This is a genomic window from Psychrosphaera sp. B3R10 (assembly GCF_018861025.1).
Classification (GTDB): domain Bacteria; phylum Pseudomonadota; class Gammaproteobacteria; order Enterobacterales; family Alteromonadaceae; genus Psychrosphaera; species Psychrosphaera algicola.
In genome coordinates this window covers 101,747-121,203 of record NZ_JAHKQH010000009.1, presented here as the reverse complement: position 1 = coordinate 121,203, position 19,457 = coordinate 101,747, and the positions used below count along the sequence as shown (strand labels likewise).

Here is a 19,457-nt window from a genome sequence, read left to right as displayed (position 1 = left end):
GTACGGGAGCTTATAAACGCATCCAACAGATGGTCATAATTGGGTTTTACTTCGGGGCATTAGTTGGTGGTGTTTTGTTGAAAAATTAAGTTAGCCACTTGTCCCTAACATAACGTTAGAGACAAGGTGACTATTATTAAGGTCTGGCTATTTTTTCAATTTGGCAAAGGCATCGGCAAATGCATTGCCCATCGCAGCGTTGCCTGCATTTTTATTGCCACCACCAGAAGACTTCTGTGGTCGTTGATTGTCTTTTTTGTTCGGCGCTCGACTCGGCGCATTGTTTTTAACTTGTGACGGTTTTGCGCTAGCTTGTTCATCGAGCCGCATTGATAAACTAATGCGTTTTCGCTGAACGTCAACTTCCATGACTTTAACTTTTACTATGTCACCCGCTTTCACGACTTCGGAAGGGTCAGCAACAAATTTGTCAGTCAATGACGAAATATGAACTAATCCGTCTTGATGCACACCTATGTCAACAAATGCACCAAAGTTTGTGACGTTAGTCACCACGCCCTCAAGGGTCATATTCGGTTTTAGGTCATTTAATGACTCTACACCCTCTTTAAATGTTGCCGTTTTAAACTCAGGACGGGGATCACGGCCTGGTTTTTCTAGCTCTTTTATGATGTCTTCAACGGTCGGTAAACCAAAATTTTCATCAATGTATTGTTTAGGCTCAAGGCGTTTTAAAAACTCTGCGTTGTTTAAAACATCATTTACCGCTTTGCTATTTTGATCGATGATCCGTGTGACCACCGGGTAAGCTTCAGGGTGAACCGATGACGCATCTAGCGGATTTGTGCCGTTAGCAATTTTTAAAAAACCAGCGCATTGTTCAAACGCTTTTGGTCCTAAACGTTCTACTTTCTTAAGTTCTGTACGGTTTTTAAAGCCACCTATTTGATCTCGTAATTTAACAATGTTTGACGCGAGGGTTTTGTTCAGGCCAGAAACTTTAGTCAACAGTGGGATTGACGCCGTATTTAAATCAACACCAACGGCATTTACACAGTCTTCAACAACAGTATCTAGGCTTTTAGATAAGGCACTTTGACTTACGTCGTGTTGATATTGGCCAACACCAATTGATTTAGGATCTATTTTCACTAACTCCGCTAGCGGGTCTTGTAGTCTGCGAGCAATAGAAACTGCACCACGAATAGAAACGTCTAAGTCTGGAAACTCATTTGCTGCAAATTCACTGGCTGAATAAACTGACGCGCCAGCTTCACTGACCATAATTTTAGTCAGTTTAAGTTCAGGTGCCGCAGTAATTACATCGGCGGCTAGCTTGTCCGTTTCACGAGATGCTGTACCGTTGCCGACGGCAATTAGTTCAGCTTTGTGAGTACGGGCTAAATGTTCAATGGTCCGCTTTGACTTTTCCCAATGGTTTTGTGGTTCATGTGGGTAAATCGTAGCAGTGTCGAGCAATTTACCTGTTTTATCAATGACGGCAATTTTACAGCCGGTACGAAAACCAGGGTCGATGCCAATCGTGGTTTTTGCACCCGCAGGGGCGGCCATTAATAAGTCGTGTAAGTTTTTAGCAAATACGCGAATAGCTTCGTGTTCCGCTTTTTCCCTAAGCTCGGTTAAAAGTTCGTTTTCCATCGACATGGATATTTTTATTTTCCACGTCCACTGAACAACCGATTTTAGCCACTTGTCGGCGGCTTTTTGATTGAATGTTAAGTCAAAGTGCTGCGCAATAATGGTTTCGCATTGTGATTCTCTTACCGGTGTTTCGTAGCCAGGATCGGCATTCAAGGTAAGTTGTAAAACCCCTTCGTTGCGACCACGTAACATGGCTAGAAGACGGTGAGATGGCGTTTTAACAGCGAGCTCTGAATGTTCAAAATAGTCTCTGAACTTTGCCCCTTCGGTTTCTTTACCGGCAATGACTTTAGCTTCTAGATACGCATTTTGTTTTAAGTGACGACGAATTTTATTCAGCAGATCGGCGTTCTCAGCAAAGCGTTCCATCAAAATATATTTAGCACCATCTAATGCCGCTTTGGTATCAGCGACATCATTAGTGATAAAGTGACTCGCTTCTGCTTCTGGGTCTAATGAAGGGTCGTTATAAAGCTTGTCTGCAAGCGGTTCTAAACCTTGTTCTTTGGCAATTTCACCTTTAGTACGGCGTTTAGGTTTATAGGGTAAATATAAATCTTCAAGTCGGGTCTTGTTGTCTGCACTTAATAAGGCTTTTTCCAACTCCGGTGATAATTTATCTTGCTCGGTAATCGACTTTAAAATGACAGCGCGGCGTTCTTCGAGTTCTCGCAGATAGCTAAGTCGGGTATCTAGGTTTCTTAATTGGGTATCGTCTAAGCCGCCTGTGGCTTCTTTACGGTAACGTGCGATAAATGGCACAGTAGAACCTTCGTCTAACAGTTTAACTGCCGCTAAAACTTGCTCAGGGCGCGCAGTTAACTCGCTTGCGATGATTTGAATTATTTGATTGGCTGACATAGTTCACTTCCAAGGTTTGAATTCAGCAAAATGATCTCCTTTTATGGTGGTTCATTTGCTCTTTTTAAACGGTAACTAAAAATTTAGTGCGAAAAGCATTTATTTAGGTTTTGCGGGGTAGCTAATAGAGTTAACAAACCAGGTTTTTTTTCCGCTTGGGGTTTGCACAAAAAACTCATCATCTACTTCGCATTTTAAGATTGCCTTTGCCATTGGCGAGTCGATGGAAATGTAGTCCATTCGACCGTAAATTTCATCGGGGCCGACAATACGAAAAGTAAGGGTTTCTTGTTGTTCGTTTTCGATTTGAACCAATGCCCCAAAAAAGGCTTTGCCTTCTTGTTCTGGCGAATAATCGATAACCTTTAGCTCTTCGAGGCATTTGCGCAAATACCTTATACGACGGTCGATTTGTCTCAGAAGTCTTTTGTTTTCTTTATAATCGGCGTTCTCGGAGCGGTCACCTAAGCTCGCAGCCCAGGCGACCTTTCTGGTAACTTCTGGTCGTTCTGTGCGCCATAAATGGTCAAGTTCAGCTTGTAGCTTTAAATAACCTTCACGGGTGACTAGATTTGTCTTCATTTGCTCGCATAAGTTCGTTTAATGTTTGGCTGCACAATATGTCGTGACTGCAAAAAGAAATCAATGGTGATCCCTCTTTTTAAGCAAATATATTGCGCTGCGCGGGGCGCACCAATTTTCAGGTTGATATAATTTAGCAATGCGAAACTAAATGGTCGTGTGGTTTGAATGCTTGGGGTGATTCAAAAAGTGACCGAATCACTTGGAAAATTTACGAAGACAAACTTTGTAACATCCCTTTACTGTCTTCCACCTAAAAAATGCCTTATATTCTTTATAGTGTTTTGATCTTTGTTGTAAACATTAGCCGAACCCCATGTACTTTCAACTGGCCGTTTAGCCAATTTACCCTATGGGCTAAATTGAAAATTGACACCAAAGATCAACACACTCAACAATTGAGTGTAAACAGACAGGCAAATTTGGAACCTAAAAATGGAACAAGAAACCACGAAAATTTTGGTTGTAGATGACGACATGCGTTTACGCAGTTTGTTAGAGCGTTATTTGACGGAACAGGGTTATATCGTTCGCAGTGCAGGTAACTCGGATCAAATGGACCGATTACTCGAACGCGAAAACTTTCACCTGTTGGTACTCGATTTAATGTTACCTGGTGAAGATGGTTTGTCTATCTGTCGCCGATTGCGTCAAATAGGCAACGAAATTCCAATTGTTATGCTAACGGCTAAAGGTGATGAAGTAGACAGAATAATCGGTCTTGAATTAGGCGCTGACGACTACTTACCCAAACCGTTTAATCCCCGAGAGCTATTGGCCCGTATTAAAGCAATTTTGCGTCGTAAAACAAAAGAGCTACCGGGCGCACCAACGCTTGAGGAGGAAGAAGTTGAATTTGGTGATTTTAAATTAAACTTAGCGACCCGTGAAATGCATCACGGTGATGAAGTAATGCCGTTAACGAGTGGCGAGTTTGCTGTTTTAAAAGCTTTAATTAGCCACGCAAGAGAGCCATTGTCACGGGACAAGCTGATGAACATGGCACGTGGCAGAGATTATTCTGCACTTGAGCGAAGTATCGACGTGCAGGTGAGTCGATTACGTAAAATGATTGAAGAAGATCACACTAAACCGCGTTATATACAAACGGTCTGGGGAATTGGTTATGTATTTATCCCAGATGGTAAAGGTTAATTGTTTTATTAACGTTGTTCTTTAGGTGTGCATATGAAGGTGTTACCACGTAGTGCGTTTGGGCAAACAGTATTTTTAATTGGTTCGCTGTTGTTGATCAATCAAATTGTTTCCTATCTTAGCGTTGTATTTTATTTGTTCGAACCGGCTTACCAACAGATCAATAATCTGATGGCGAGTCAGGTGAAAGTGTTATTTTTAGGCGAAGAAAATGGCTATCGTGTGCCAACTCAGCTGTCTAAAGACTTTATCCAGGCGACCAAAATTCAGGTCATGAAGGAGGAAGATGCACGTTGGAATGGATTAGATGAAGCGGCACATTACCCTTATTTTTCGGAACAGATGTCTAAGAAATTGGGTGGTGAAGCGGAAGTACGTATATCTCACGGCGAACTGAGTTTCTTTTGGGTAAAACCACCTCAAGCGCCAAACTACTGGGTTAAAATTCCGCTTGATGGTTTTCAACAAAAGAGTTTTTCACCTTTGGTTATCTATTTAGTGGCAATAGGTGTGTTGAGTGTGGCTGGTGGTTGGGTCTTTGCGAGGCAGCTTAATCGGCCGTTAAAAGCACTGCAAAATGCGGCAATCGAAGTGGGGAAAGGAGAGTTTCCAGAAACCCTACGTGAGCGCGGTTCAGAAGAAATTATTGCGGTAACTCAGGCGTTTAATCAAATGTCGGCGGGTATCCAACAACTGGAGAAAGACCGTAACTTACTGATGGCCGGTGTATCACATGATTTAAGAACGCCGCTAACCCGTATTCGATTAGCGACTGAAATGATGAGCGGCACGGATGAATTTTTAAAAGACGGGATCGTCAATGACATCGAAGATATGAATGCGATTATTGATCAGTTCATGGAATTTATCCGACATCACAAATTGGAAGAATTAGAAGCGGTAGATATAAACCAGTTACTACAAGATGTGGCCGATTCTGAAAATAATAATAGAGGTCGTAACTTTAATCTTGTATTTGACCCTGAATTACCACAAGTGAAAGTACGACCGATTGCCTTAAAAAGGGTAATTGCAAATTTGATTGAAAACGCCATCCGATACTCCGAGGGTGACATAACTATTTGCAGTCATTACGACCAACAAAATCGTAAAGTGCATTTTCGAGTAAGCGATACAGGCCCTGGTATAGATGAAAATGATCTAGAGCGTTTGTTCGAACCATTTACTCAAGGCGACCTAGCTCGAGGTGGCGAAGGCAGTGGATTAGGGTTGGCTATTATCAAAAAAATTGTCGATATGCATGATGGAAAGGTTAAGCTACATAATGTAAATCCTGGGTTGGCCGCGACAGTTTCTCTGCCAATACGAACCTAATTCGATATTATATTCATTTTTTTGTCGGTGAATAAATATCCAGTCACAATATAAAAACCGGAGCTCCCATGCTCCGGTTTTTGTTTATCTATATGAAATATATACAAATAAATCTCTGTTCTATTTTTTAAAATAACCGCTCTGATGCGTTTTCCGCTTATGCCTCATAATTACCCAAACAAAACTGAAAGTTCTAAAGAAAACTTTCAGTATGGGCTACAAAACTTTCAGGAATTACGATAGACTTGTTTTCGTTCAATAAAAACACGTAAGTTTTTAAGCGCAGCTTTCCAGGTTGATTACGAAACTGGAGTAAACGAAGCGTACTTTTGGGCAATGTATTTTTTCGCAACAACTCGAAACGTGAGAATGCGAGTTAAAAACCAAATTGTTAAATCTAAAGTGTTCAGGTGAATATAATGGCTATAAATATCGACTTATCGCAGTACGGCATAACAAACGTTTCAGAAGTTATCCATAATCCTTCTTACGATAGATTATTCGCAGATGAAACAAACCCTGAGCTAGAAGGATTTGAGAAAGGCGTGGTTACCGAATTAGGTGCCGTTAATGTAAGTACGGGTGTATTTACAGGTCGTTCGCCAAAAGATAAATATATCGTCGAAGATGATGTCACTCGCGACACAGTATGGTGGAACTCTAAGTCTGCTCCAAACGATAATAAGCCTATTTCAAATGACGTTTGGCAAGACTTAAAAAAATGTGTCACAGATCAGCTATCTGGTAACCGACTGTATGTTGTTGATACTTTTTGTGGTGCAAATGAAAAAGTACGACTTAAAGTACGTTTTATAGTGGAAGTTGCTTGGCAAGCTCACTTTGTTAAAAACATGTTTATTCGCCCAACTGACGAAGAACTCGAAAATTTCGGCGAGCCGGATTTTGTTGTAATGAACGGTTCTAAAACAGGCAATGCAGATTGGCAAAAACACGGATTAAATTCTGAAGTCTTTACGGTATTCAACCTTTCAGAAAAAATGCAAATAATTGGCGGTACTTGGTACGGCGGTGAAATGAAGAAAGGGTTGTTCGCAATGATGAACTACTATTTACCGCTAAAAGGTATGGCTTCAATGCACTGTTCTGCTAACGTTGGGGAAGAAGGCGATGTTGCTATTTTCTTCGGACTATCTGGTACGGGTAAAACAACCTTATCAACCGATCCTAAACGCCAACTCATTGGTGATGACGAACACGGTTGGGATGAAGACGGTGTCTTTAACTTTGAAGGTGGTTGTTATGCCAAAACTATCGACTTAGATAAAGAAAGCGAACCCGATATTTATAATGCAATTTGCCGTGATGCGTTACTTGAAAATGTCACAGTAGATGATAATGGTAAAATTGATTTTTCTGATGGCTCTGTAACTCAAAATACTCGAGTTTCGTACCCTATATACCATATCGAAAATATCGTTAAGCCGGTTTCTAAAGCTGGTCATGCGCAAAAAGTTATCTTTTTAACGGCGGATGCCTTTGGTGTATTGCCTCCGGTTTCTAAGTTAACTAAAGAACAAACGAAGTATCATTTCCTTTCTGGATTTACTGCTAAGTTAGCTGGTACTGAACGTGGTATCACGGAACCTGTTCCAACCTTCTCATCATGTTTTGGTAAAGCGTTTTTGACCTTACACCCTACTCAGTATGCTGAGGTTTTGGTTGAGCGTATGAATGCCGCGGGTGCTGAAGCTTACTTGGTCAATACTGGATGGAATGGTTCAGGTAAACGTATTTCGATTAAAGATACACGTGCGATTATCGATTCAATTTTAGATGGGTCAATTGAAGCTGCTCCAACTAAATTTGTACCTATCTTTAACTTAGAAGTTCCTACTGAATTACCTGGCGTGAACTCTGGTATTTTGGATCCGCGAGATACATATCCAAAAGCGGATGAATGGCAAGTTAAGGCAGATGACTTAGCCGCTAAGTTTGTGAAAAACTTTGTTCAGTTTACTGATAATGACGAAGGCAAAGCGTTAGTGGCAGCGGGCCCACAAATTTAAATCGCTTGTTAGCGGATTAGTATTATGTGTTGAATCGTAAAAAAAACCTCGTTAATCGAGGTTTTTTTATGTCTGCAATAATCTAAGTAATATTTAACACAGCAGATACTTGTTGGTCATGCAGATGACTAGGCTAAGCAACTAGTGAGTTTTTATCCTGTTATTTGAGTATGTTCGGTAACTTGAGTAAGAATAGAAAATTAACGCTGTCCAGATAAATGCAAATGTCTGCCATTTAGCGTCACTCATATTTTCCTGATAAACAAATATGGCAAAAAGGAACATGATGCTTGGTCCAATGTATTGGAAAAATCCCATAGTGGAATAGTTTAAACGACGTGCAGCGCCGACAAAACAGAGTAATGGTGCTGTTGTTACAAGCCCAGTCGCTATAAATAACAGATTTAAATTAAGTGGGTTGTTAAACATATTTGTCGTCACTGTAGGCTCTGAAACTAGCCAATAGATAATGGCCGGTACAATTAACAGTGCGGATTCCCAAAAAATGCCGGTCACCGCGTCAACTTTGATGGTTTTTCGAATAAGGCCATACATTGCAAATGACGAGGCAAGACCAAACGCGACAATTGGAAAAGAACCATAAGTCACAACTTGAATTAAGACGCCGGTAAAAGCGAATGCCACTGCCAGATATTGAAGGCGGCTTAGGCGTTCAGACAAAAACACCATGCCCAATGCGACGTTTAATATCGGGTTAATGTAATAGCCTAGACTTGCGTCTAAAATGCGCCCAGAATTTATGGCCCAGATAAACAACCACCAATTTAACGCTAAAAAGCAACTACTTAACATTAACAGTAGGATATTTTTTTTGTCTTTAAACACAGCGATAACAGCTCGCCAGTTATTTTTAACTGAAATTATAATAGCCAAAACAACCACGGACCATAGAATGCGGTGTAGCAATATTTCAAGCGGCGAAATGTGGTCTAACAGTTTGAAAAATACCGGTGCTAAGCCCCACATAGAATAAGCCATAACGGCTAATATAGCGCCATTCTTTCCATTTGAATTCATTTTTAAGTGTCAAACCTTGAGTCACACCTTGGCAATAAACAACGTCGCCAGGTGATGTTAATTAGTTACGAGCAAGTTAACAGATTTTTGGGAATAATTTCTAAGAGATATAAATAAATTCGGTAAATAATGCACGGCTCTATTTTTTGATAAATGTGGCCGTACTTTTTAAATGAGCTTACTATTTCATATTTACCACAACTGCCCCGTAATAATCACCACAGGTTTAGATGCAGTAAGGATTTTGAATTTATTAAAAGTGATATTTGATTAATAGGTTTGCATTGCGTTCGTCGATGGAGTCGATGCCAAATTTGTTGTCCCAATAAACGTACTCTATGCCGACGATAAATTTGTTTTTCATATTTAACGCTGGTGCAAAATCGTAACCTAGCTGCGAGGTAAAGTTCATTGACGCCTCATAAGAATCATATTCAGTTGCGTAGTCGATAAAGCCGGTATATGTCAGAGGTCCAATTGGAGCACTCCAAACGAAAGTCGCCTGGTAATTGTTGCCACCAAAGGCATTGTTACGGTGAAACAGATTTAGCTGGACAAACTTAAAGTAGGGCACATCTAGATCGGTGCCAACGCCAAATAAATAGTTATTGCCGGGGCCCATTTCTAAAGTGCCTGCAACATAAACGTTTTTAATAAAACCATTGAATTTTTTTACATGAAATCGTGAGTTATATTCACCGTAGGTTTCAACATCGCCGTTGTCAGATATTAGCCGATCAAAAAACATAAAGGTATCACCCCAAGTACTTCCGTTTGCGTATTCAAACGAAATCACTTCACGTTTATTGTCACCCAGTTCGTAATCACTGCCTTTTAAATAGCTTAAACTAAAGTCAGACCATTTTGTTTTTGCCATACTAGGCGCTGAAAATAAGATGAAGGTCATAAGGCTTAGCAGTATTGTTTTCATGTTCTTGTTCTCTTTAGGTAAAATAAAAGATTGATTCTATTAATCTTTCGCAGTGCATGGTACAAAATATAGCGCTATTTTAAAAATATTGCTCAAAAATTGAAGAAGGTTTAGATATGTTGGAAAAACTGTTCCATTTAAAAGCCAATAATACGAACGTGAAAACCGAAATTGTCGCGGGTTTAACGACGTTCGTCACTATGGCTTATATTATTTTTGTAAATCCAAGTATTTTAGCCGAGGCTGGGATGGATAAAGGGGCCGTATTTGTCGCTACTTGTATCGCGGCCGCGATTGGTTGCTTTATTATGGGGTTTGTTGCGAACTATCCCATCGCGCTTGCGCCTGGAATGGGGTTAAACGCTTTTTTCACTTATGGTGTTGTGCTTGGTATGGGGCATACATGGCAAGCCGCTTTAGGTGCGGTATTTCTATCGGGGATTATCTTCCTTTTATTGAGCCTTTTTAAGGTTAGGGAATGGATCATTAACGCGATCCCCAGAGTACTAAAACTCGGTATTGCAACGGGGATTGGCTCATTTTTGGCGTTAATAGCACTTAAAAATTCGGGCATTATTGTCGCTCACCCAGCAACATTTGTTAGCCTAGGTAACCTTTCTGAATTCACTCCTTTAATGAGTGTGATTGGCTTTTTTGTGATTGCCGCTTTAACTGCAAGAGGTGTTAAAGGTGGGGTATTATTTGCGATATTAGCCATGACGTTAATCGGTATAGGATTTGGTGATATTGAGTACGCTGGTATCATGTCGATGCCACCTTCGTTAGCCCCGACATTTTTACAAATGGATTTAAGCGCCGCGTTGGAACTATCTATGTTAAGTGTTGTTTTTGCTTTCTTGTTTGTTGATTTATTTGATACGTCAGGAACATTGATTGCAGTTACGCAAAAAGCCAAATTAATTGACGAAGATGGCAATATTCCTCGCCTTGGAAAAGCATTATCGAGTGATTCTGTCGCAACGTTAGCGGGGGCTGCGTTAGGTACATCAACAACGACAAGTTATATAGAAAGTGCAGCGGGAGTGTCCGAAGGAGGTCGCACTGGGTTAACTGCGGTTTGCGTTGGTGTGCTATTTTTACTGAGTATTTTCTTTGCCCCTTTGGCGGGTATGATCCCAGTATATGCGACCTCGGGGGCTTTGTTTTATGTGGCGATATTAATGCTATTTAATTTGCAAAATGTTGATTGGAGTGACATTACGGAAGCTGCGCCGGTGACTGTAGTATTGCTTTTTACACCGCTAACATTTTCTATTGCGCATGGGATAAGTTTGGCGTTTATAACGTATGCATTTACTAAGCTATTGTGTGGCAAAAGAGATGAAGTCAGTCTAAGCGTTTGGATTCTGACGGTATTATTTATTGCTAAAATTGCATTTGTTGATTAGTGATTTACAGCTATTTGTTAAAATCGTTAATTGTGTTTTTATTGAATTTAATTACGGGGTTGAATGCATCAACCCCGTATTTTTTTAATTTATTTAAACAGATCTATAATATTTTTTAGATCTGTTTTACCTTCCGCTAACTCTTCAGCCGTCAACCCTGATAACTCGTGTGGAAACACTAACCACTCATCACTTTGTTGAACGTAATAGTCGGGAACTATGTCTACCTGACAGTTTTTTGGCTTAAACCACGGACACGCTATTCGAATGTCTTTTGGTGTATTAAGTCGTGATAAACTTTTAATTTGTGTGATCAGCGCATCAATGCTTCGTCCTGAGTCGAAAACATCATCGACAATAAGTAACGAGTTGTCCGCATTCGCATTTTCAATCAAATAATGTAAACCATGAACTTTAATTTCTTTGGATTGCTGGCCAATACCGTAATATGAAGATGTGCGCACCGCAATGTGATCTGTTTCGACTTTTCTAAAATCGAAGTATTCTTGAACGGCGATGCCAATTGGTGCTCCGCCACGCCAGATCCCAATAATAAAGTCAGGTTTAAATCCAGATTCATAAACTTGATGGGCAAGACGAAAGGAATCTTCTAATAATTCTTGAGCAGTAATAAATCGCTTAGGGACCATATTATTTTATTTACCTTTATTTATATGGCAAAAGGGATCAACTACTTTAGCTCAATAAATCCCGATATTCCATGTTTGTTCAGTATTTTCACAACCATAGGCGGACACGCTTTTGGTCGGCTTGTTTTGTATTTAGGAGTTGTTAGACATGTCTTGTTCTGTTTCAGAAGAATACTGATAAGTATTACTTTGCTCATCTTCTTCAGATTCTATTGTGTCTTCTTCTGACTGTGCTTCATTTTTAATAATTAATTCGTTAATTTCCTCAGAAAAATCAAAAAATAGTCTTGGCGCCTTTTCGAGATAAAACTGGCTATTGAAGCTACGGGTATCGCTAGGCAAGGCTTCACAGAGCCTTGATATTAAGGCTGGAAGCTGCTCTTTAGGGTACCAATTGATATCTTCAAACTGAGAAAATACATTGGAAAATGTATCGACTAAGTCAGACAAACGCTCTAAGTTTAACGAGTTTACCGCTTGAAACACAAAGTAGTTATTGCCCACGGCAATCAATCGACGTTTGTGTTCTGTTTCAAGTTCCAATTCATACTGTTGTGGTAGCGACGCGACCAACTCTTTATAGCGATTTTGCAATTGACGGACTGAATGATTTAACGAAAGTTGCTTGGTTTTTAACGCGTGTATTGTTTTTTGTTTCTTTCGGACGACATATAAAGAATAAACAACAACGATGACTAAAAGCCAAAATAACACTGAACTCATGTGGTGCTCTGATTAACCTAAGGTTAACTGAATTCTAAGCAACTAATCTATTTGGTACAACTGTTGTTTACTTTTTGACGTAAATGTCCGAAATAACTGCATAAAATAAAAAATTAGAAAACTGAAATAATTTATTGAGGAATACCATATGCCCCTGTTTGGTTAAAAAGTCATGTCGCCGATTTAAGGAGTGGCATGCACTGATTGGTCAGCGAGGTGTCCTTTTGTATTTGCTTTGGTAAATTTTCTAACGAAGCTTTTAGCAGCTCGATATTGGAATTTTGGATAAGAATCAATCAAAATGGTTAACCATTGGTCAATTAATTGGTTGACAATTCATTGTTGTGTGGTTTACATTCGATCGGGTCAACTTAGTTAAATCGGGAGTGCGGCCTGTATTTACTTAGTTGCAATCATCTATTTCATTTATTGGATCCTCTGGAGAATCATATGTCTATGAAGGGAAAGGTTGCAATTGTAGCCGGTGGTGGCCGTGATATTGGTCGTGCGTGTGCTATCGATTTAGCCAAAAAAGGTGCAAATATTGTATTAACTTATCATTCGAGTAGCGAAACTGCGCTTTCAGCTGTTGCTGAAATAGAAGCGTTGGGGCAAAAAGCCGTTGCTATTCAGGCTGATCTAACCGTTCAAGCCGATGTAGATAAAACGATAGATGCTGCAGTAAACCAACTCGGTGGCATTGACTGCTTAGTACATGTGTCAGGTGGCTTAGTTGGTCGCGTCAAAATTAGCGAGATGACAGATGAGCATTGGCATAACGTGATGAATGTAAATCTAACGTCATTATTTAAGATGACAAGAGCATGCGTTCCTCATATGAAAGCTGGTAGTTCAATCGTTACATTTGCTTCACAAGCAGGGCGTGATGGTGGTGGACCTGGAGCGGTTGCCTATGCGACATCTAAGGGCGCTGTAATGACATTTACGCGTGGTTTAGCTAAAGAGTTAGGCCCAGACATTAGAGTGAATGGTGTGTGTCCTGGAATGATTAGTACAGGATTTCACGATACCTTCACTAAGAGTGAAGTCCGTACGAACGTAGCAGGTGCAACTGCACTTAAACGAGAAGGTACGTCAGAAGAAGTTGCTAAATTAGTGTCATTCTTGGCATCAGACGAGTCGTCTTATATGACGGGTAACTGTGTCGACATTAATGCTGGATTGTTATTTTCCTAATCAATGTTGCTGTGCGTTTTTGATTACGTTTTTGATTATGCTGATGCGTAGTTTTATTTATGCATCAAAAACAACCTAAGCGCTGTCTCTTGATCACAAGTTTGACTCAAGGGCTTTGGCTAACACCTCATCTTCAAGGATGGTTAGTAACTTAACCATCCTTGTCATTACACTTTAACAGACGCACAGTCGGTGCGTTTTGTATCTTTGTCCATCGCCACTGTTCAATAAGCCCAACGACTTCAGATACTTCTAGGGCAAACAAAACGATACTATGTGCAAGCAAACCACGATGTCGGTAACCTTGGTTAATGAAGCTTAATTCCGTTCGAATAGATCAATGGCGATAAACGATATCAGTGGTACTTTCCAAGGAAAGTAGCAGGTAATGTTGTGTCGCGCTCGTTGCGAAAAGCTTAATCCTTGCTTCAGCATTTACGGGCGTTACTATATTTTTCATTACCCATAAAACGAGAGTAACTTGCCAAATCGCTTGGAGACCTGCTCATGGATTAAGAAAATGGTTCAAAAAAATCCCTGCTAATTTCTTAGCAGGGATTTAGGTATAAGAGACTGCCTTAGGGCATCTATGTGTAATACTAAATCATATGACAACTTAGAGGTGGGTAATTGTCATATGGTAAAGTGTTACTGAACTAAGTGATTGAGCGAGTACAATCCACGAGTTTCACTACTTTTACGTTTAATCTCTTCCAATGCTTGGGCTTCACTAGCTTCAAAAAGTGCATTAATGAGTCGATTAAAATGTTCATGCATTGCTGCTCGCGCTTTTTCTGCATTGCGGTTTTTTAAACCGTTAAAAATATTTCTATGTTCATTCATGCGCGCTTCTGCACTTGAGCTACAAACACCAGCATATGCTTGGATGATATTTTCACGACTCTCTCGTAGCGACCAAAACTTTTCAACAGCCATCAAAATAGCTTTGTTTCGAGTGGCTTTAGAAATGATACGGTGGAATTCTTTATCCGCTTGGTCGGCGTTTATACCGCTTTCCATTGCGAGTAAAGTCTCTTCCAGTTTGTCGAGTTCTTCTTCAGTAATAGTCGTCGCAGCTAATGCAGCAGCTTCACCTTCAACTAAAGCTCGGGCCTGAGTTAATTCGAAAGCACTCACTTCAATTTCTGGTTGCTGCTTTTTGTTCGAGTCTAAAACGTAAACACCAGAGCTTGTTTTAACTTCAACACGTCCTCGGACTTCGAGTGCGATTATTGCTTCTCTAATTGTCGGACGACTAACGTCAAATTGTTCAGCAAGGACACGTTCTGGGGGCAGTCGGCTTCCAGGAGGGTAGTCACCCGCATCTATACGACGTTCAATTTGTTCTACTATTTCCCAAAATAACCTGCGGCTACCCATGCTAAACCTCTTAATTACGTAATGCTAACAAGCAAGAATTGATAATGAATTGTTGGCGATATTGTATCTTTATAACAGCTTTTGGCAATTCTTCAAATTGGTAATTTAATTTAATTTAATTTGGTAAGGCCAAGGCTGCCACCTTGGTTATCAAATTGGTTTTATTATTGGTCTGTTTTTGAAGGTATTTTTTGCTTAAAAATTAGCTATTTATGAAGTTGTCGTTGCTAGGTTTTTTCTCAAGATGTTGTTTTATATGAGTAATGTATTTTTTTTGTGATGTGGGCATTATATTGATGTTTTTTTAGTTGAGACAATGTCAAACGCAATATGATTTATTTTTAATACAACTTGAGATTTTTCTAACGATAAAACATAAATTAAATATTAAATTTGTGTATTTTGTTATTACCAGTTCGATTTAAAAATACCATTCAAGCTGTTGGCTAACTTTAATGAATTATCGACAGAAAATATTGCAATTAAAGGCACTGTAGACTTACTGGTGGCGCCATTGGACTTAACTTTTTCCTATGGCGCTATCGACTAAAGTAATTGGACCCAAGTTACATAGGTGTAATATTGTAAAATTCGTTAAAGCCAGCCAGTATATTTGTTGTTGCTACGGCCGAGAGAATGAGACCCATAACACGACTTACAACGCTTGCTCCGCTACTACCAATCACTTTGTTAATCCAACCCGCAAGTAGCATCATAATGTAGACTAAGAGGATTACAGAAATCATTACAACTACCGTTTGCGCCTGTTCCCAAATGCTAAAGAGCGAATTCTCAGTAAGTAGAACTGCCGCTAACATTGCACCTGGGCTCGCGATTGAAGGCACTGCAATTGGAAAGATGGCTGTTTGTCGGTAATCTTTCTTTATAAGTTTGAGCTCTTCTTCTGGTTTACTGTCGCCAAAAATCATATTCAGTGCAAAGAGAAATAGAACGATGCCGCCGGAGATCTGAAAAGCGGGTAGTGGTATTGCCAATGCTTTGAGTAGGAGTTCACCAAGAACGACAAAAAATATCAGGATGCAGGTGGAACAAACCGCTGCAAGTAGGGCAATACGTCGTTTGGTTTTAGCATCATATTTTTCAGTTACTGCTATAAATACCGGTATGGTTCCTATTGGGTCAATGACGGCAAAAAATATGATAAAGGTCGCTAAAATATCAATCATTATTAAGGTCCTTGTTTGTCTGAACACGCTGGCAATGATCTGGTTTAGAGATTTGTCTCACGTGAACCTAGAGTGTTGAAGAACGAGTTAAAATCGAGTGTATTGCTACTTAACGATCGTAAACGAGTATATTAGAATTAAAGACTTTTTTCGACTACCTGCCGATAATAGGGCTAATAATTCAGTTTAAAACTTGTATGTTAAAGGATTAATATTACGTTGGTGAAATTTGAATATTTCGGTATTTAATATTAGAAAATTGAGCCTCTTTTTAGTTCGCCAGTTACGCGCATAAACTCATATGCCTAAATGAAGAATGGATATTTTTCTAAAGCAATTAATCTTCCCGATCATCGACAAATGTAAGCCAGATTATAAAGCAAATTGAGTGACGTGCCAAAGTTCACCTGATGGCCCCCATAAATAGACTACCTTCCCCCAATGCTCTGTTTTAATGGGTTCGTATTTAATGTCTAGTTCGATCCCCTCTTTTAAACAGTTACTTTGCAAAGCTGAGATTGTCTCAAACGCCTCATCGATGTCTAAAACAGCAAGTTGGAACATTAAGTTTGTAGCAAATTCTTTGTTATATAAGCGGGTTAGGAAAAAGGTGCAATCGCCATTGGTGAAAAGCGACAGGTCGTCAGTAACAAACTCCATTTTGAACCCCATCGCCTGGTAAAACGTTTGGGAAACTTGATAATCTTTACTTGGAATAAATACGCGAATATCGTCAACTTTCATTGTTTAGCTTTCCTTTTCGGTGCAAACACAAAACCTAAGGTACCAATAATTAATGCTGAATGCGAACAACGACGGTGCCTGCAATAAAATCATGAAATGCCCGGTTTTTAGCACTAAACAACATAGTAACAATTTCGAGCAAGTGCCAAAGCAACATTGTTATGCCCATTGCGATTATAGTGAATGTGTACCACTGAGGAGGATTTGCTGCCCCGTCTTCTGGCGCAAAATGGCGGCAATGGCTGTTTGGATTTGTTTGACTCGGTCTGGAAATTTTTCAGCATCAATGTGGCATTGAGCGTCTAATAGTTCATCCAATGAATAATCGCTGAAATCGGGTTTGCTCATATTTTACGTCCATATAAAAATTTTGGTTTCTTTGATTGTATTCTAACGCTACCTTGCAAATTTAACGACGCTCAACCTGAACGTCGTTATCAATTATATTGGTATTTATTGTTCTGTATTAGTTACCGCCGTAATCGACGTTTTTATGTTTTTTCTTGGCACTATCGGCAATTTCTTTTGGCATGTATTCTTCATCATGTTTAGCCAATACTTCAGTGGCTTTTATGATAAACCCATCCGTTAACATGCCCTGTGCAACAATACCTTGCCCTTCTCGAAATAGATCAGGAAGAATACCTGTGTATTGCACTGTCACTTTAGGATCTTGTTCGGTAAAGACCGTTGGCGTTTTCATGTCACCTAAATCAAAGCTCACTTCCAGTGTGTCTGCATTTCGAATGACACTGCCTGGAATAACTATTCCGCCGATATCAAGGCGTTGACCTAGGGTTGGTTTTACACCGGTTTCTTTTTTACCATAGTGGATTTCAGATGGGGTATAAAACAAATCAATATTTTGACTTAATGCGTACAATACCAAGCCTGTTACAGCACCAAGGCCGAGAACAATGGTCGATATTATAGCGAGTCTTTTTTTACGACGAGGGTTCATGTTACGGTTCTACTCCTGCAGACGATTGTTGCGCACGTTGACGTAATTTTTCGTCGCGATTTAGTTTTTTAATAATTTGTTGTTTTGTGTGTTTATGGCCAGATAAACTAGACCACAACAAAATGGCAAATAACAGAAAAGCTGAGCCATAAGATAACCAAACAAAAAAGCCATATCCACCCATATCGAGAAAAGCTGAAAAACTATCAAACTGCATGTTTGTTCTCCTCAACAGTAACGAGCTTTTTTACCCAAGGGCGAGTGACATTGTGTTGCAATATTTGTGATTGAAAGCGGATACAAATAATCACAGCACTTAAAAATGCAAAACCTAGAAAGCAAAATACAAATGGGTAAAACATATCTAATGTCATAGAGGGTTTACCTAATTTGCTGACGGTTGCACCTTGGTGAAGTGTATTCCACCATTCTACCGAATATTTAATAATCGGGAGGTTGATGACTCCAACTAATGCCAAGATGCCTGCAGATTTGCCCGCGGCAATTTTATCGTCAAATGCACTATTTAACGCCATAACGCCGAGATAGAGAAATAATAGAATAAGTTCTGAAGTCAGTCGGGCATCCCAAATCCACCATGTTCCCCACATAGGTTTCCCCCAGGCGGCGCCACTTATCAGTGCGATTGCGGTAAATACAGCCCCTACAGGTGCCATAGCGGCAACAGCTGCGCCAGCCAAACGTAATTGCCAGACTAATCCACAAAACGCGGCTATGGCCATCCCTAGGTAGATCCCCATCGACAGACTGGCGGCAGGAACATGCAGATAGAAAATTCTAAAACTATCACCTTGTTGGTAGTCTGGTGGCGCAAATAACAAGCCCCAAAATAGCCCTATTGTTAATAAAGCACCTGAGACTACAGCGAACCATGGGATAAGTTTACCAACCAAATGATAACTCGTTTCAGGATTGGCGTAAGGGTGTAACCACTTCCACATTAATTTGTACTCACTTTTAATGCTGAACTAATTGCAAATGGGGCGAGGGTAACCGCGCCGACTAATAAGGCTGCTATGATAGCAAGTTGGCCTTGATAAGGTAAATTCATTGCCGCAGTATTTATGGTACTTGTCGCAAATATTAATACTGGAATAAACAACGGCAAAACAAGCAAACTAAGAATAACGCCACCATTTTTAAGGCGCACCGTCAGCGCAGCACCGATTGCACCAATAAAACTCAATACCGGTGTACCCAATAATAGCGTTAACATCATTGCGTTGTATGCATTGTCATCTAAATGTAAAGACACGGCTAAAACTGGCGCGATAAAAATTAAGGGCAACCCAGTGATAAGCCAATGAGCCGCCACTTTTCCCAAAACAATAATGTATGTGGGGTGGGGGCTGAGTAACATTTGCTCTAATGAACCGTCGTTAAAGTCAGATTTAAATATTCTATCGAGTGACAATAAGGTTGCGAGTAATGCAGCGACCCAAATGACACCAGGTGCAATTGTCGCTAAGGTATTGGTTGCCGGCCCAATACCAAGTGGAAATAATGTGACGACGATAATAAAAAAGAGGATCGGGTTTAATACGTCATCTTTATGGCGGTAAGCCAAAGTAAGTTCGCGCTTGATGATGAATGTCAATACCGTGAAATACGACATCGCAGGTTTAGAATTCAT

The 19,457-nt window shown here is 40.0% G+C and carries 19 protein-coding genes; 5 read left to right on the top strand and 14 right to left on the bottom strand.

The annotated features are described in order from the left end of the window. Nucleotides 1–147: 147 nt before the first annotated feature. Both KO525_RS04210 and greB read right to left on the bottom strand, forming a co-directional pair. Nucleotides 148–2,484, bottom strand: a complete 2,337-nt coding sequence (locus KO525_RS04210; protein ID WP_215962536.1) for a Tex family protein — start codon at nucleotides 2,482–2,484, stop codon at nucleotides 148–150. Between the two features lie 99 nt (nucleotides 2,485–2,583). After that, nucleotides 2,584–3,066, bottom strand: coding sequence for a transcription elongation factor GreB (gene greB, locus KO525_RS04205; RefSeq protein ID WP_215962535.1), 483 nt, complete (start codon nucleotides 3,064–3,066; stop codon nucleotides 2,584–2,586). A 435-nt stretch (nucleotides 3,067–3,501) separates the two neighbouring features. On the opposite strand from greB, the gene ompR reads away from it, so the two are divergent. The 3 genes from ompR to pckA all read left to right on the top strand — a co-directional run bounded on the left by ompR (nucleotide 3,502) and on the right by pckA (nucleotide 7,583). After that, the gene (gene ompR / locus KO525_RS04200) at nucleotides 3,502–4,221 is read left to right on the top strand and encodes a two-component system response regulator OmpR (protein ID WP_215962534.1); all 720 of its coding nucleotides are present in this window, start codon (nucleotides 3,502–3,504) and stop codon (nucleotides 4,219–4,221) included. Nucleotides 4,222–4,254: 33 nt separating this feature from the next. Next, complete coding sequence (gene envZ, locus KO525_RS04195; RefSeq protein ID WP_215962533.1) at nucleotides 4,255–5,556, top strand: two-component system sensor histidine kinase EnvZ; 1,302 nt, start codon at nucleotides 4,255–4,257, stop codon at nucleotides 5,554–5,556. A gap of 419 nt (nucleotides 5,557–5,975) precedes the next feature. Then, nucleotides 5,976–7,583 (top strand): phosphoenolpyruvate carboxykinase (ATP), encoded by a 1,608-nt coding sequence (gene pckA / locus KO525_RS04190; protein ID WP_215962532.1) that lies wholly within the window; start codon nucleotides 5,976–5,978, stop codon nucleotides 7,581–7,583. A gap of 141 nt (nucleotides 7,584–7,724) precedes the next feature. Here pckA and rarD read toward each other — a convergent pair whose 3' ends face one another. Both rarD and KO525_RS04180 read right to left on the bottom strand, forming a co-directional pair. Then, a complete protein-coding gene (gene rarD / locus KO525_RS04185) occupies nucleotides 7,725–8,621 on the bottom strand; it encodes an EamA family transporter RarD (RefSeq protein ID WP_215962531.1) in 897 nt (298 codons plus the stop codon). 253 nt (nucleotides 8,622–8,874) lie between these two features. Then, nucleotides 8,875–9,552, bottom strand: a complete 678-nt coding sequence (locus tag KO525_RS04180; protein WP_215962530.1) for a nucleoside-binding protein — start codon at nucleotides 9,550–9,552, stop codon at nucleotides 8,875–8,877. A 116-nt stretch (nucleotides 9,553–9,668) separates the two neighbouring features. Here KO525_RS04180 and KO525_RS04175 point away from each other — a divergent pair, with 116 nt between their 5' ends. Further along, the gene (locus KO525_RS04175) at nucleotides 9,669–10,961 is read left to right on the top strand and encodes an NCS2 family permease (protein ID WP_215962529.1); all 1,293 of its coding nucleotides are present in this window, start codon (nucleotides 9,669–9,671) and stop codon (nucleotides 10,959–10,961) included. 89 nt (nucleotides 10,962–11,050) lie between these two features. Here the strand turns inward: KO525_RS04175 and KO525_RS04170 are convergent, their stop codons facing one another. Both KO525_RS04170 and KO525_RS04165 read right to left on the bottom strand, forming a co-directional pair. Further along, on the bottom strand, nucleotides 11,051–11,611 hold the full coding sequence (locus KO525_RS04170; RefSeq protein ID WP_215962528.1) for a phosphoribosyltransferase: 561 nt from the start codon (nucleotides 11,609–11,611) through the stop codon (nucleotides 11,051–11,053). A gap of 132 nt (nucleotides 11,612–11,743) precedes the next feature. After that, nucleotides 11,744–12,334 carry a hypothetical protein gene (locus KO525_RS04165; RefSeq protein WP_215962527.1) on the bottom strand — a complete coding sequence of 197 codons (591 nt, stop codon included), beginning with the start codon at nucleotides 12,332–12,334 and terminating at the stop codon, nucleotides 11,744–11,746. 450 nt (nucleotides 12,335–12,784) lie between these two features. On the opposite strand from KO525_RS04165, the gene KO525_RS04160 reads away from it, so the two are divergent. After that, nucleotides 12,785–13,531: an SDR family NAD(P)-dependent oxidoreductase gene (locus KO525_RS04160; protein WP_215962526.1), complete on the top strand. Its 747-nt coding sequence runs from the start codon at nucleotides 12,785–12,787 to the stop codon at nucleotides 13,529–13,531. A gap of 648 nt (nucleotides 13,532–14,179) precedes the next feature. Here KO525_RS04160 and KO525_RS04155 read toward each other — a convergent pair. The 8 genes from KO525_RS04155 to ccmB all read right to left on the bottom strand — a co-directional run bounded on the left by KO525_RS04155 (nucleotide 14,180) and on the right by ccmB (nucleotide 19,457). Then, nucleotides 14,180–14,911, bottom strand: a complete 732-nt coding sequence (locus tag KO525_RS04155) for a FadR/GntR family transcriptional regulator (protein ID WP_215962525.1) — start codon at nucleotides 14,909–14,911, stop codon at nucleotides 14,180–14,182. A 566-nt stretch (nucleotides 14,912–15,477) separates the two neighbouring features. Continuing rightward, nucleotides 15,478–16,098, bottom strand: a complete 621-nt coding sequence (locus tag KO525_RS04150) for a MarC family protein (protein ID WP_215962524.1) — start codon at nucleotides 16,096–16,098, stop codon at nucleotides 15,478–15,480. 372 nt (nucleotides 16,099–16,470) lie between these two features. Further along, on the bottom strand, nucleotides 16,471–16,842 hold the full coding sequence (locus tag KO525_RS04145; RefSeq protein WP_215962523.1) for a lactoylglutathione lyase: 372 nt from the start codon (nucleotides 16,840–16,842) through the stop codon (nucleotides 16,471–16,473). 174 nt (nucleotides 16,843–17,016) lie between these two features. Then, nucleotides 17,017–17,190 (bottom strand): hypothetical protein, encoded by a 174-nt coding sequence (locus KO525_RS19605; RefSeq protein WP_252736789.1) that lies wholly within the window; start codon nucleotides 17,188–17,190, stop codon nucleotides 17,017–17,019. A gap of 118 nt (nucleotides 17,191–17,308) precedes the next feature. Further along, nucleotides 17,309–17,803, bottom strand: a complete 495-nt coding sequence (gene ccmE / locus KO525_RS04135) for a cytochrome c maturation protein CcmE (protein ID WP_215962522.1) — start codon at nucleotides 17,801–17,803, stop codon at nucleotides 17,309–17,311. A 1-nt stretch (nucleotide 17,804) separates the two neighbouring features. Beyond that, a complete protein-coding gene (ccmD, locus tag KO525_RS04130; protein WP_215962521.1) occupies nucleotides 17,805–18,020 on the bottom strand; it encodes a heme exporter protein CcmD in 216 nt (71 codons plus the stop codon). Next, nucleotides 18,010–18,765, bottom strand: a complete 756-nt coding sequence (locus KO525_RS04125) for a heme ABC transporter permease (RefSeq protein ID WP_215962520.1) — start codon at nucleotides 18,763–18,765, stop codon at nucleotides 18,010–18,012. Before KO525_RS04125 ends, ccmD begins: the two co-directional genes overlap by 11 nt. Beyond that, nucleotides 18,765–19,457, bottom strand: coding sequence for a heme exporter protein CcmB (ccmB, locus tag KO525_RS04120; protein WP_252736788.1), 693 nt, complete (start codon nucleotides 19,455–19,457; stop codon nucleotides 18,765–18,767). The genes KO525_RS04125 and ccmB overlap by 1 nt, the downstream gene beginning before the upstream one ends.